The sequence below is a fragment of the Sphingomonas sp. BL-S-29 genome (assembly GCF_055521495.1).
Genome location: NZ_CM145482.1, coordinates 3,735,174 through 3,748,354, shown reverse-complemented (window position 1 = coordinate 3,748,354; position 13,181 = coordinate 3,735,174). Strand labels below are relative to the sequence as shown.

Here is a 13,181-nt window from a genome sequence, read left to right as displayed (position 1 = left end):
CATGTCCTTCGATACGGGTCTTCGCTACGCCTTCGGCTACTCAGCCCCTACTCAGGACGAACGGAGGGTGGCCAATAGCTGCCGTCAGGCCTTGGCTGACGGGCAGCGGCTCAGGAATTACTCAGCCGGCCATGCGGGCGAGTTCCTCGCCCAGCTTGTCGAGCGTCTGGCTCCAGCCCATCGGCGCGCCCTGGACCATCATCGGCGCCAAGGTCATGTCGGCGAAGACATAGGTCTGCACGACGTCGATCCGCGTGCCGCCGGCCTCGTCCGAGAAAGTCACCTCGGTCCAGGCGTTGAACAGCAGCTTCCCGTCCCCGCCCTCGGCGCGCATGTCGAGCACCAGCCGCTCGTTTGGCACGAGTTCGGCAACGCTGCCGCGCGACCAATGCTCCGTGCCGTCGGGGCCGCGCATGCAGACATCGAAGGTGCCGCCGACCCGCATGTCGACGGTCGCCTCGGGGACCGTGAACACCGCCGGCGCGAACCATTGCTTCACATGCTCGGCCGTGCTCCACGCCTCGAAGGCGAGCGAGCGCGGCACCGGATAGACGCGCGAGATGCGCAGGGGCTCAAGCGTTTCAGCCTTTTGTGCCATGGTCTTCTCCTTTGTTCATGAGCGTGCCGAGATAGTCGCCAAGCCGATCGAGACGGTGATCCCATTCGGCGCGACGCTGCTGGATCCACTGCTCCGCGTGGCCGAGCGCGGCGGTGTTGAGGCTGCAGGTGCGCACCCGGCCGATCTTCTCCGACCTGACCAGCCCAGAGCTTTCGAGCAGGGCGATATGCTGCATGACCGCGGGCAGCGACATGGCGAGCGGGCGGGCCAGCTCACTGACCGAGGCCTCACCGCGCGACAGCCGCTCGACGATCGACCGGCGGGTGCGGTCGGCGAGCGCGCTGAAGGCGAGATCGAGCGAATCGTGTTGGTTAAGCATATGCCTAACTAACGCGGCGTCGATAGTTAGGCAATTGCTTTAGTGTTTGCCGCGGATGGAGAGGTCAGGCTTTCCAGTCGCCCGATTTGCCGCCGGTCTTGGTCAGCAGGCGGACGCCGCCGATCGTCATGGCTTTGTCGATCGCCTTGGCCATGTCGTAGATCGTCAGCAGCGCGACCGAGACGGCGGTGAGGGCTTCCATCTCGACGCCGGTCTTGCCTTCGGTCGCGGCGGTGGCGGTGGCGGTCACGCCGGTCTCGTCCACGGACAGGTCGATGGCGACGCGCGTGAGGGGCAGCGGGTGGCAAAGCGGGATCAGTTCGCTGGTGCGCTTCGCGGCCATGATGCCGGCGACGCGGGCGACGGCGAGGACGTCGCCCTTCAGCGCGGTGCCGTCGCGGATCGCGCCGGCGGCTTCGCGGGACATTTCGATGCGGCCGGTGGCCCTGGCTTCGCGGGCGGTGACGGGCTTGCCCGAGACATCGACCATATGGGCGGCACCGGTTTCGTCGAGATGGGTGAGGGTCATAGGGCCGGCCTTCGTTTTTCGTGCGAGCGATCCACTCCCCGTTCGCCCTGAGCCTGTCGAAGGGCTGCTCTTCTCTTCCATGGAAGGAAGGACAGGGCTTCGACAAGCTCAGCCCGAACGGGGGAGGGATTGTCTGTCCCAATCCTTCTAGCGCCTGTTTCTCGACTACGCTTGAAACGAACGGAAGGAAAATCGGGTCTTTGCGCCCTGATGCACCCACTTCGCCCTATAAACTGACCGTCACCCCGGACTTGTTCCGGGGTCCATCGTGCCGCACACGCACCGAACGCAACTCTTGCGGAGACATGGATGCCGGAACAAGTCCGGCATGACGGAGGTAAGGTTACCCCACCAGCGCCCGTGTCGCTGCCTCGACGTCATGCTGGCGCATCAGCGCCTCGCCGATCAGGAAGCAGTGCACGCCGTGCTCTGCCATTTGGTCGAGATCGGCGCGGATGGTGAGGCCGCTTTCAGCGACGAAGGTGCAGCCGGCGGGCGCCTTGCCGACGAGGCGGTAGCTGTTTTCGAAATCCACGCTGAAATCGCGCAGGTTGCGGTTGTTGACCCCGATCAGCCGCGACTTGAGCTTCAGCGCGCGTTCGAGCTCTTTCGCATCGTGCACCTCGATCAGCACGTCCATGCCGCATTCGAGCGCGCTCGCCTCGATCTCGGCGAGCAGGCTGTCGTCGAGCGCGGCCATGATCAGCAGGATCGCGTCCGCGCCGATCGCGCGGGATTCGGGGACCTGCCAGGGATCGACCATGAAGTCCTTGCGCAGCACCGGCAGGCTGCACGCATCGCGCGCGGCGGTAAGATAGGAATCCGCGCCCTGGAACCAGGGTTCGTCGGTCAGCACCGAGAGGCAGACGGCGCCACCGGCCTCATAGGCACGGGCATGGGCGGGGGGATCGAAATCGGCGCGGATCAGGCCTTTCGAGGGGCTCGCCTTCTTGATCTCGGCGATCAGCGCGTGGCCGGTCTTCGCCCTGGCGTCGAGCGCGGCGCGGAAGCCGCGCGGCTTGGTCTGGCGCTCGATGCATGCGTCGATCTCCGACAGCGGCATGGTCGCCTTGCGCGCGGCGACTTCGGCACGCTTGGTTTCGAGGATGCGTTCAAGAATGTCAGTCATGGGCGAGGATGTCAGTCATGGGTAAGCGATCCAGCGATCGAGCAGAGTCCGGGCCGCGCCGGAATCGATCGCTTCAGCGGCCAGGCTGGCGCCTTCGGTCAGGTCGGCGGCCTTGTCCGCGACCATCAGCGCGGCGGCCGCGTTGAGGAGGACGGCGTCGCGATATCCGCCCTGCTCGCCGGCGAGCAGGCGGCGCAGCGCCGCGGCGTTGTATTCGGGATCGCCGCCGCGGATCGCCGCGATGGCATGGCGGGGCAGGCCGGCGTCCTCGGGGGCGATGCGGGCCGGCATCGAGAGGCTGCCGATGCTGACCGTGACGGTCGGACCGGCGCCCGAGACTTCGTCCAGCCCTTCCTCGCCCGAGACGACCAGAGCAGCTTCGATACCGAGCTGTTCGAGCGCCTGGGCATAGGGCCAGGCGTAATCGGGGCGGGCGATGCCGATCAGCTGGCGGGTGACGCGTGCCGGATTGGAGAGCGGGCCCATCAGGTTGAAGATGGTGCGGCGGCCGATATGGCGACGGATCGGGGTGATGCGCTTCATCACCGGATGATGGTTCGCCGCGAACAGGAAAGCGATGCCGATATCGCGCAAGCTCGCCTCGGCGTTCAGGCCGGCGCGCTCCATGTCGAGGCCAAGCGCCTCGAGCGTATCGGCGGCGCCGGCCTTGCTCGAGGCGGCGCGGTTGCCGTGCTTGGCGACGGGTACGCCGCAGGCCGCGACGATGATCGAGACGGCGGTGGAGACGTTGAGCGTGTGGTGGCCGTCGCCGCCGGTGCCGCACACGTCGATCGCCCCGTGCGGCGCGTCGATCGGGATCATGCGGGCGCGGAGCGCCCTGGCGGCCTCGGCGATCTCGATGCTGGTCTCGCCCCGCTCGCTGAGCGCGATAAGGAATTCGGCGATGGCCTCTTCCGAGGTCTTCGCGTCGAGAATGTCGGCGAACGCTTGTGCCGCGCTTTCGTGGGAGAGGGGGGTGGTGGGATCGGGGAGGGGGGTCATATTCCCCTCCCGCTTGCGGGAGGGGTTAGGGGAGGGCACGTCCCCGAAAGCCGCCCTGAATTGGACAGGCCCTCCCCCGACCCCTCCCGCAAGCGGGAGGGGAGAGTTTCGCCGCGAGCGATAGCGCCTCCAGCCTTCACGCCAGCGCCTTCACATCGATACCGGCGAGCCGCACGAAATTCGCCAGCAATGCATGGCCGTGCTCGGTCGCGATGCTTTCCGGGTGGAACTGCACACCGTGGATCGGCAGGGTCGCGTGGCGGAAGCCCATCACCGATCCGTCGTCGGCGGTCGCGTTGACGATCAGGTCGGCGGGAATGTCCTCGACGATCAGCGAGTGATAGCGCGTCGCGGTGAAGGGCGAGGGCAGGCCTTCGAACAGGCCAGTGCCGTCATGCACCACCGGCGAGGTCTTGCCGTGCATCAATCCGCCGCGCACGACCTGGCCGCCGAAATGCTGGCCGATCGCCTGATGGCCGAGGCAGACGCCGAGCAACGGCTTTTCGGCCTGTGCGCAGGCCGCGACGAGTTCCAGGCTGATGCCCGCCTCGTTCGGCGTGCAGGGCCCGGGCGAGATCAGGAAGCCCTGCGCGTTGCTCTCGATCGCCTCGCGGGCGGTGAGGGAATCGTTGCGCACGACTTTCACTTCGGCGCCAAGCTCCATCAGATAATGGACCAGGTTCCAGGTGAAGCTGTCGTAATTGTCGATGACGAGGATCATGCGCGTCGCCATATAGGATGCGCGCGCTTGCGCAACCACGCCACGATACCGACATGGTTTGGGCCGGCTCCCGCTTCATTCAGGGCGGAGCAATAGCGAGGCGTGGAAGTGATGCCCGCCCAGGAGGTCGCGTTTATGTTTCGTATGATTGCCGTCGCCGCTCTGCTGTCGCTCTCGGGCGTTGCGCATGCGCAGGACCAGCAGGCCGAATCCGGCAAGCCGCCCGAGCGCATCCGCAACGTGACGCTGACCGGCGCCGAAACCTGCCCCAAGCCGGTCGATGGCGAAGTCGTGGTGTGCAGCACGCTGGAGGAGCCGTACCGAATCCCCAAGGCGCTGCGCGAGACCAAGAAGAGCGCCGCGACCAACAGCTGGGTCAACCGCGCGGCGACGCTCGATGAGGTCGGGCGCGAGGCGGGCGGTCTGCCCGACACCTGCTCGCCAGTCGGATCGGGTGGCCAGACCGGCTGCGCGCTGAAGATGAATCAGCAATTCGCCGCCGAGCGCGCGGAGAAGAAGCGCCAGGAGAGCGTAATTCCCTGAGCCTCCCCCTCGCCGAAAAGGAGGGGTTAAGGGGTAGGTGCGCGTGTCTGCGCGCTCCGAAAAACTCGTCCCGCCAAGCCCGAAGCCTTGATCGGGGCGTCGAGCCCCGATCAAGGCTGCCCCACCCCTTGCCCCTCCCCTGAAGGGGAGGGATGAAAAGAGTTATTGGCCGAACCCCACTGACGATGCCTGCGCGACCGCTTCGCGTGCCGCCGCGAGTAGCGCGCCGGCCTTGGCCTCGCACTCCCTTTGTTCATAGGCCGGGTCGCTGTCGGCGACGATGCCGGCGCCGGCCTGGACGTGCATGACGCCGTCCTTGACCACCGCGGTGCGCAGCACGATGCAGCTGTCCATCGATCCATCAGGCGAGAAATAGCCGACGCCGCCGGCATAGGCGCCGCGCACTTCCTGCTCCAGTTCGGCGATCACGCCGCAGGCGCGCACCTTGGGCGCGCCGCTGACCGTGCCCGCGGGGAAGCCGGCGAACAGTGCGTCGAGCGCGTCGTGGCTCTGGTCGAGCCGCCCAACCACGTTCGACACGATGTGCATGACATGGCTGTACAGCTCGGTGGTGTAGCTCGCCGTCACCTTGACCGAGCCTGCCTCCGCCACCCGGCCGACATCGTTGCGGCCGAGGTCGAGCAGCATGAGATGCTCGGCGCGCTCCTTGGGGTCGGCGAGCAGGCTCTGGCGGTTGGCCTCGTCCTCGACTGCCGTACGTCCACGCGGGCGGGTGCCGGCGATCGGGCGGATGGTGACTTCGCCGTCGCGCACGCGCACCAGGATCTCGGGACTCGAGCCGGTCAGCGCGAAGCCGGGCAGGTCGAGATGATAGAGGAAGGGCGACGGATTGATCCGGCGCAGCGCGCGGTAGAGCTCGAACGCGGGCAGCGCGAAGGGCGCGGTGAAGCGCTGGGCGAGCACGACCTGGAAGATGTCGCCGGCGACGATATAGTCCTTGGCGCGCGCGACCATCTCGCCATAGCGGCCCTCGGCCAGGACGGGCGTGAGCGCGATCTCGGCCGTATCGACCGCGCGTACCGGGGCGGGGAGCGCAGCGGTGGCGAGGCGGGCGGCGACGGCGTCGATGCGGTCCTGGGCCTCGGCGACGATCGCGCCCGGCTCGCGCGCCGTATCGGGCCAGACCGGGGCGACGAGGAACAGCGCGTCGGCCAGCCGGTCGAAGATCAGCACGACCGTCGGGCGCACGAACATCATGTCGGGCAGGCCGAGCGGATCGTTCGCCGGGCGATCGAGCTTTTCGACCAGCCCGACCGTCTCATAGCCGAAATAGCCGACCAGGCAGGCAAGCGCTGGGGGTAGCTCCGCCGGCACGTCCATGCGGCAGGTGGCGACCAGCGCGCGCAAGGCCTCCAGCGTCGGCGCGTCGCACGGTTCGAACGCCGCCCTGTCGGTCAGCCAGTGGCGGTTGATCTCGGCGCGCGGGCCGGCGGCACGGAACAGCAGGTCGGGGGCGAGGCCGATCAGGCTGTGCCGCCCGCGCGTCGCGCCGCCCTCGACCGATTCAAGCAGGAAGTCGCCGCGGCCCGGCTCGATCAGCTTGAGCGCCGCCGCGACCGGGGTCTCGGTGTCGGCGATCTGGCGGCGCCAGACGAGGGCCGGCCGCCCCGCCGCGAGGGCGGCGACAGCAGCTTCGGTCATTCCGGACGCTCCAGGATTAATTGGAACCGCCCTGGCCGGTGAGCGCTGCGCGGACCACGCCGATCGCCTTTTCATTCTTCTTCACGCCCACCGAACGGCGCACCGCCTCCGTGAACTGCTGGATATATTCGCGGCCGATCGCCTGGCCGATCTGCGCGCGGGCGCGGTCGATCACCGGCTTCTGGCCGGCGGCGTTGCCGCGCTCGATATGGTTCAGATAGACGATGAGCCAGCCGGCCTTGTTCGGCGCCTCGATCATGCGCGCCTTTTTTTCCGCCATGCTGAACATCAGCGTGATCGCCGGCGGCACCGGCTCGCGCGTATTCTCGATCTGGCCGCGCGCGATGGCGGGGACCGTTTGCGGCCCGGGAATGGCCAATTTGGTCTCGGCCATGGCCTGGGCGAGCGTCATGCCCTTGTTGACGCGCGCGGTGACGTCGACCGCCGCCTGGCGCGCGGCGCGCTGGGCGCGATCGATGACGAAGTCGCTGGCGACCTTCTCGCGGATCTGGGCGAGCGGACGGGCGGCCGAGGGCACGATGCGTGCCAGCGACACGAGCGAGAAGCTGCCGTCCTGGCCGACCGGCACCAGCTGCGGATCGTCGCCCTGCTCGGCGGCGAAGGCGGCAAGCAGCGCCTGGTCGAAAGCGGGATCGGCCTTCGCGGCGAGATCGTCGGGGTTGAGGCCGTTGGCGGTGAGCGGCGCGGTGTTGGCGGCCGCCAGTTTCTGGTCGGCGACGATCTCGTCGAAGGTCGCGTGGTTGCCGATCGCCGTGTCGATCGCATCGCGCTTCTGCTGGAGCATGGCGGTCGCCTTTTCGGCGCTCAGCTGCGTGACCAGCTCTGGCCGGGCCTGTTCGAGCGATTTGGCCTCGACCTTCTCGATTCCGTCGACGCGCAGCACGGTGAAGCCGAGCGGCGTGCGGAACGGCCCGAGCACCGCGCCCTTGGCGGCGGCGAAGGCGGCATTGGCGATCTCGGGCGAGTTGGCAGTGGTGTAAGCGGGCTTCTCCGCGGCCTTCACCGTGTTGGGCTCGAGCCCGGCGGCGCGGGCCGCCGCCTCCAGCGAGCCGGCCTTGGCCGCGGCGACGAGCGTGGCCGCCGCCGCCTGGGTCGGCACGACGACCTGGACGATGTCGCGCTTCTCGGTCGCCTGGAACTTCGCCTTTTGCAGCGCCGCATAGCCCCTGGCGATCTCGGCCTCGGTCGGGATCGCGATCGCCTTGATGCCGTCCAGCGTGACGGTCGCGTAGCGGATCACGCGGCGTTCCGGCACGGTGTAGCGGGCGAGGTTGCGCTTGTAGAAGGTGGCGAGTTCCGCATCGGTGGGCGGCGCGCCCTTGCCCATGGCGGGGGTGGGGATGAAGCCGACCAGGCCGTCGCGCTTTTCGAGCAGCAGCGAGGCGAAGGGCAGGGCCATCTTGACCGGCACCTGCGACGCGCCGGAGGTCGGCACCAGCAGATGCTGGGTGAGCGTGTCGTTGAGGATCTCGGCGCGGAGCTGCCGGTCGGTCAGGCGGGCGCGGCCGAGGAACTGCTCATAGGCGCTCTGGCTGAACTTGCCGTCGAGCCCCTGGACCGCGGGCAGGCTGGCGATGCGGCCGTCGACCAGCCGCTTCGACGCGACCAGACCCTGGTCCTGCGCGAACTCGGTCAGCGCGAAGGTGTTGATCGTGCCTTCCAGCGTCGACTCGACGCCGCCCTGGTTGACGAACTGGACCATGTCGAGCGTCGGCTGCTCGCGGCGGGCGCCGTCGAGCTGGTTCTGCACGCGCTCGCGCAGATCCACCTCGCTGAGCTGGGTGCCGCCGACCTTCACGACCGAATCGCCCGATATACGGCCGGAGCCGCCCATGCCGGTGCCTTCCATGCCGAACAGGAGCGCGATCAGCGCGAGCACGCCGAGGGTGATGAAGACCCCCACCTTCGAATTGACGGCGCGGCGGATGAGACTGAGCATGGTCGAGAAGAGCCGATCTATTGGGGCTGAAAGGTAACGAACTGCGACGCTTTACGGGGACCGGCACGCTCCTTCAAGCTTGTGCGATCCGGAAAGGGGGCGCTATCGGCTGACGCATCAAACGGGGAGACGCGGCTTTGGCACGACGCAGGCTGATTGCAGGGAACTGGAAGATGAACGGCAGCCTGGCTGCCCTGGCCGAGCTGGACGGCATCGCCGCGGCGGCGGTGGCGGCGCCCGGCGTCGATGTCGCGATCGCGGTGCCGGCGACCCTGATCGCCGGCGCCGCAGCGCGCGTGCCTAGTCTCGCGATCGGCGCGCAGGACGTGCACCCGGTCGACAAGGGCGCGCATACCGGCTGCATCTCGGTCGCGCTGGTGAAGGAGGCGGGGGCCGTCTTCTCGATCGTCGGGCATAGCGAGCGCCGGGCGGATTGCCATGAGACCGACGCCGAGGTGAAGGCCAAGGCCGAGGCGTTGCGCCGCGGCGGGCTGAGCGCGATCCTGTGCGTCGGCGAGACGCTCGACGAGCGCGATGCGGGCCGGGCGGAAGACGTGGTGACCGGGCAGCTCGCGGCATCGCTGCCCGAGGGCACGGCGGCCGACTGGCTGTCGATCGCATACGAGCCGGTCTGGGCGATCGGCACCGGGCGCACGCCGACCGTCGACGACGTCGCTGCGATGCACGGCGCGATCCGCGCGCGGCTGCGCGACCTGATCGGCGTGGAGGCCGATGCGGTGCGCATCCTGTACGGCGGATCGGTGACGGGCGACAATGCGGCGGAACTGCTGGGGGCAGGCGATGTCGACGGCGCGCTGGTCGGCGGGGCGAGCCTGACCGCGGCGAAGTTCGTGCCGATCATCGAGGCAGGCGCGGCGCTGGGGTGAGGGCGCGCCGCCTCGCGTGAAGTATTGGTGTTGGAAGCGGGGGCGAATCGGACAGTATTCGCGGAATTTCGCGACCCACTTGCGAGAGGGGCGGAATCGGGCGGTATTAGCGGTTTGCGGCGAGGGTTGCGTAGTCGTTACTATTGATGCGGGTGCGGCAAGAAACGCGCGGTGAAAAAGTCCGGGACGTGGATTGGGCGGGTTCTTTCCGAATTTCGCGACCCCTATCGGTTGTTCTTGGGGCTGTAGTTGCGAATAGGTGGGGCGGGTCGGGTTTACTGTCATGGCGCATCCCTTCGGCGGCGGTGGCGATGCCGGCGGCGGGCGCAGCTTAGGCGGGTGCGCGGGGCGATTGAATTGACCTGTGCTGTGGCCGGGGGCGTGCCATCCGCTGGCGCAATTCGCGCGATAATGGAGATAATCGGGCCAGCTATCGGCATGCGCCCAAGCCGGCCGGCGCCTGGTTCGCGACGTCGCCGCACGAATCGCGAGGGTGACGCAGTCGCCTGCGACGCTTGAGAAAATCGGTCGCGCGTGCCAGCGATACTGGCTCCGGCAGGGTAACGGCAAGCCCCTGCGTTTCGAGGTAACCTCAATCCCCGGCGAATAAAATAACCGCCATTTTCGAAGCATCTCCTGTGCCTGATCTTAGGATTGGCACGTAGTCTGGCGATGTCTGATCGATGATTACGATTCGGGGGGAATGTGGCAGGGGCGGTCTCTCGGTCGAGCCTTCATGCGCATCTGGGCCAAGTCGCGGACGACCGGGTGACGGCGGTCGCGCCGGTGCGGGAGCGCCAGCCCGACTTCCACGCCTTGCTTTCGGCCGGGGAGGAGGAGGCGCGGTTTGCGAGACTGCGGAAAGCCGAGACGATCGGCCGTCCGGTGGGCGATGCCGCGTTTCTTGCCGCATTGGAGCGGGAAAGCGGCCGGACGTTTGCGCCAGCCAGGCGCGGCGGAAGGTCGCCGAAAGTCCGCTGTGGTCGCATCCTGTGTTGTTCGCTTCAACCGGTTATCGGCGTGACGCCGGCATATCCGTTTTCGAAGCGCCATTCGACGGGCTCGGCGCCAGCGCGCAGGATAAACCCTGCAAAATGAGTCGGTTAAAGCAACCAAATCCGATCCATCTGCCGCCCGCGCGATTGACGACTCGGGCGGGATAACGGAGTTTCGGCGTGCGGTTCGGGCAGGATCCGGACGGCGGAGGAGGGATCGCCATATGCCGGCGCGTCGGTTGCTGCTTTGTGGGGTTGCGCCCGCGGTGCTCGTTGCCGGAACCCCTGCGCACGCCTCCGAAACGACGAGCTACACGTACGATTCGCTCGGCCGTTTGGTAACGACGACGAGGACCGGCGGGCCGAGCAGCGGCGTAACCATGGCGACATGCTTCGATCCGGCGGGCAACCGGACTCAGTATTTCGTGGGGACGAGCGGCGCGCCCTCCTGCGCGACGACGCCAACACCAACACCAACACCAACACCTACCCCCGTGCCAACGCCCACACCCACACCCACACCCACACCCACACCTACCCCGACAAACCTTCCGCCGGTTGCCGTCGCGGATTCGCTGAGCCTGCGCTGCTGGACCAGCGCCACGGTGAACCTCACCGCCAATGACAGCGATCCGGAGAACAACTTGCCGCTCGTGCTGCTTTCCGTCAGCGGCGGATCGGACACGGTCGCGACAATAGTCAGCAGCAGCTCGGTACAGGTCGATGCCGGCGACAGGGGCAGCACGACCTTCAATTATTTGGTGCGGGACAGCCTGGGCGCGTCATCCACCGGCACGCTCTCGGTGCAAGTCACTGGGCCGGTCCTTGCGTGCAGCGGAGGGGGACTCCAATGACCGACCGGCGGACACGCATGATCGCGGGCCCGCCCGGCCGGGCGGCATCAAATTACTGACTGAATGGCGTATATTTATCGGGGTGAACTGTAATGAGCCCATTCCAGATGTCGCGCATTATCGGAAGATCCACGTCGTCCAGACGTTTTTCGTCGCTTGCCGGTGGACCAGGTTATATCGCCATGGCGATACTGGCGTCGATCGGTGCCCAGGCTTCCGCCCAGCTCCCGCCACCGCCCAAGAGCCCGCGCATCGATTCGAACGGAGTCGACGTGCGGACCGGCAACCCGGTCTATTTCCGCGCGGAGCTCGACATCGGGCCGCCCGGAGAAAACGGGTTGCACTTCGCGCGATATCTCGGCGGCGGCATCTTCCGCGATTCGTTCGACAATACCTATTACGAAGTCGACACGATGGATGCGCCGTATCAGTCCATTACCGCATCCTTCGGCCCGGCCGGCGACAGTTTCGGGAGTTGGGGCGTGGGGCCGGGCGCCACTATCAGCTCCCAAACTAGCGCGGTCCCGGTCTACAAGCAGAGGAACGGCACCAAGGTAATATTCGGCCTTAGCATCTGGGATCATTACGGATCATATGGGGACGGATCAGAGGACGTATATCGTCTCGCGGATTCGGTCGTCTACGGCAGCGGGGTAGTCTGGACGATCCATTACAAGGTTATTCCCCAGACATATTTCCCCGCCGTGCGCATTCAATCGGTGACCACGAACACCGGCTATCAGATAAAGTTCACCTATCAGAGCAACATCGTGACAGGTGCGGGGTGGGGCACCCGGACATCGGCGAAGGCGATCAACAACGCCGTCGAATATTGCGATCCGGACGCGGATTCCTGCGTATTGTCCCATCCGTGGCCGACGGCGACCTATTCCTATACCTCGACCGGTTCCCCCACTTCCCCGCCGGTCATCGGCACCACCTCCGTCACGGACGCGATGGGGGGCGTGACCGTCTATCGCAGCGTGAGCGGCCCCTCCTCGACCTTGTCGATCACCAATCCCGGCAGCACGGTGGAAAACATAAAATATGTCTTCAACTATGTGCCGCAGTGCGTCCCCGTTCCCGCCAGCCCGCCGTCCGCCTGTTCGATGGGGTCGGATTCCCGGGTGGTAAGCGCGATCCTGCCGGGAAAGACGACCAGCTACGCCTATAATGTGTCTGCCGGTCTGGTCACGTCCACCGAGCCGGGCGGAGTGATCAACAAATATTACTCTCAAAACACACTGCGCGATGGCGAATCCGCTCTGGTTCAGTGGGTCGACCCGCTCAACCGTGTCTATACATTCCAGACCAACCAGGATGGCATGGAGACGAAGGCGCAATGGCCTGAGCTCAACTATGTGAGTTCGGTCCGCGACGCCGCCGGCAATGCGGTCGACGAGATCGCCTATCCCAAGCCATCAGGCGGGCCGACCCTGGCGCGTCACCAGACATTCGATCCCTGCACATGGAGTTCGATGACCTGCGACAAGCCCAGAACCGTCACTGACCCCGCGGGCGGCGTGACGGCGATCGCGTACAACGGGCACGGTCAGCCGGTCTCGGAAGTCGGCCCTGCGGATGCCCATAATGTCAGGCAGGTGAAGCTATTCACCTATGCCGACCTCTATGCCTATGTGAAGAACAGTGCCGGTTCGCTGGCCCAGGCGGCCAGCCCCGTGTCGATGCTGACGAGCGAGACGCTATGCGAAGGCGCGGCCGGCAGCAGCGCGGCCGCCTGTTCGACCGCAGCCGGTGCGGTGAAGGTCGTGACGACCTACGAATATGGCGCGGCCGGATCAGCCAATACGCTGCTGCCCCGGGGCAAGGTAGTCGATCAGGGCGCCGGAAAGCTCAATCTGCGCTCGTGCTACGGCTATGACGACTACGGCAATGTCATGTCCGAAACCTCGCCCCGTGCGGGGCTGACGAGTTGCCCATGAGTGGCTTCGGGAGAATCC

The 13,181-nt window shown here is 66.8% G+C and carries 12 protein-coding genes; 4 read left to right on the top strand and 8 right to left on the bottom strand.

Features of this window, described 5'->3' with window-relative positions:
- Window positions 1-121: 121 nt before the first annotated feature.
- The 6 genes from ACZ1I2_RS17685 to ACZ1I2_RS17660 form a co-directional block, all read right to left on the bottom strand.
- Window positions 122-598 (bottom strand): SRPBCC family protein, encoded by a 477-nt coding sequence (locus ACZ1I2_RS17685; RefSeq protein ID WP_465176359.1) that lies wholly within the window; start codon window positions 596-598, stop codon window positions 122-124.
- The gene (locus ACZ1I2_RS17680) at window positions 582-938 is read right to left on the bottom strand and encodes an ArsR/SmtB family transcription factor (RefSeq protein WP_465176360.1); all 357 of its coding nucleotides are present in this window, start codon (window positions 936-938) and stop codon (window positions 582-584) included. Before ACZ1I2_RS17680 ends, ACZ1I2_RS17685 begins: the two co-directional genes overlap by 17 nt.
- Before the next feature lie 64 nt (window positions 939-1,002).
- On the bottom strand, window positions 1,003-1,467 hold the full coding sequence (gene moaC, locus ACZ1I2_RS17675; RefSeq protein WP_465176361.1) for a cyclic pyranopterin monophosphate synthase MoaC: 465 nt from the start codon (window positions 1,465-1,467) through the stop codon (window positions 1,003-1,005).
- A gap of 343 nt (window positions 1,468-1,810) precedes the next feature.
- Window positions 1,811-2,596, bottom strand: coding sequence for an indole-3-glycerol phosphate synthase TrpC (trpC, locus tag ACZ1I2_RS17670; RefSeq protein ID WP_465176362.1), 786 nt, complete (start codon window positions 2,594-2,596; stop codon window positions 1,811-1,813).
- A gap of 15 nt (window positions 2,597-2,611) precedes the next feature.
- The gene (gene trpD, locus ACZ1I2_RS17665; protein WP_465176363.1) at window positions 2,612-3,598 is read right to left on the bottom strand and encodes an anthranilate phosphoribosyltransferase; all 987 of its coding nucleotides are present in this window, start codon (window positions 3,596-3,598) and stop codon (window positions 2,612-2,614) included.
- Between the two features lie 136 nt (window positions 3,599-3,734).
- Window positions 3,735-4,319, bottom strand: coding sequence for an anthranilate synthase component II (locus ACZ1I2_RS17660; RefSeq protein WP_465172858.1), 585 nt, complete (start codon window positions 4,317-4,319; stop codon window positions 3,735-3,737).
- Between the two features lie 135 nt (window positions 4,320-4,454).
- Here ACZ1I2_RS17660 and ACZ1I2_RS17655 point away from each other — a divergent pair, with 135 nt between their 5' ends.
- Entirely contained in the window at window positions 4,455-4,862 is a 408-nt protein-coding gene (locus ACZ1I2_RS17655; RefSeq protein ID WP_465176364.1) for a hypothetical protein, read from the top strand.
- 162 nt (window positions 4,863-5,024) lie between these two features.
- On the opposite strand, the gene trpE is transcribed toward ACZ1I2_RS17655, so the two are convergent.
- Both trpE and ACZ1I2_RS17645 read right to left on the bottom strand, forming a co-directional pair.
- The gene (trpE, locus tag ACZ1I2_RS17650) at window positions 5,025-6,524 is read right to left on the bottom strand and encodes an anthranilate synthase component I (RefSeq protein ID WP_465176365.1); all 1,500 of its coding nucleotides are present in this window, start codon (window positions 6,522-6,524) and stop codon (window positions 5,025-5,027) included.
- 16 nt (window positions 6,525-6,540) lie between these two features.
- Entirely contained in the window at window positions 6,541-8,484 is a 1,944-nt protein-coding gene (locus tag ACZ1I2_RS17645) for a peptidylprolyl isomerase (RefSeq protein WP_465176366.1), read from the bottom strand.
- Between the two features lie 173 nt (window positions 8,485-8,657).
- Between ACZ1I2_RS17645 and tpiA the strand changes: the two genes are divergently transcribed.
- The 3 genes from tpiA to ACZ1I2_RS17630 all read left to right on the top strand — a co-directional run bounded on the left by tpiA (window position 8,658) and on the right by ACZ1I2_RS17630 (window position 13,163).
- Window positions 8,658-9,371 carry a triose-phosphate isomerase gene (tpiA, locus tag ACZ1I2_RS17640; protein ID WP_465181492.1) on the top strand — a complete coding sequence of 238 codons (714 nt, stop codon included), beginning with the start codon at window positions 8,658-8,660 and terminating at the stop codon, window positions 9,369-9,371.
- Between the two features lie 1,219 nt (window positions 9,372-10,590).
- Window positions 10,591-11,220 carry an Ig-like domain-containing protein gene (locus ACZ1I2_RS17635; protein WP_465181491.1) on the top strand — a complete coding sequence of 210 codons (630 nt, stop codon included), beginning with the start codon at window positions 10,591-10,593 and terminating at the stop codon, window positions 11,218-11,220.
- Between the two features lie 182 nt (window positions 11,221-11,402).
- Window positions 11,403-13,163, top strand: a complete 1,761-nt coding sequence (locus tag ACZ1I2_RS17630; protein ID WP_465176368.1) for a hypothetical protein — start codon at window positions 11,403-11,405, stop codon at window positions 13,161-13,163.
- Window positions 13,164-13,181: the final 18 nt, after the last annotated feature.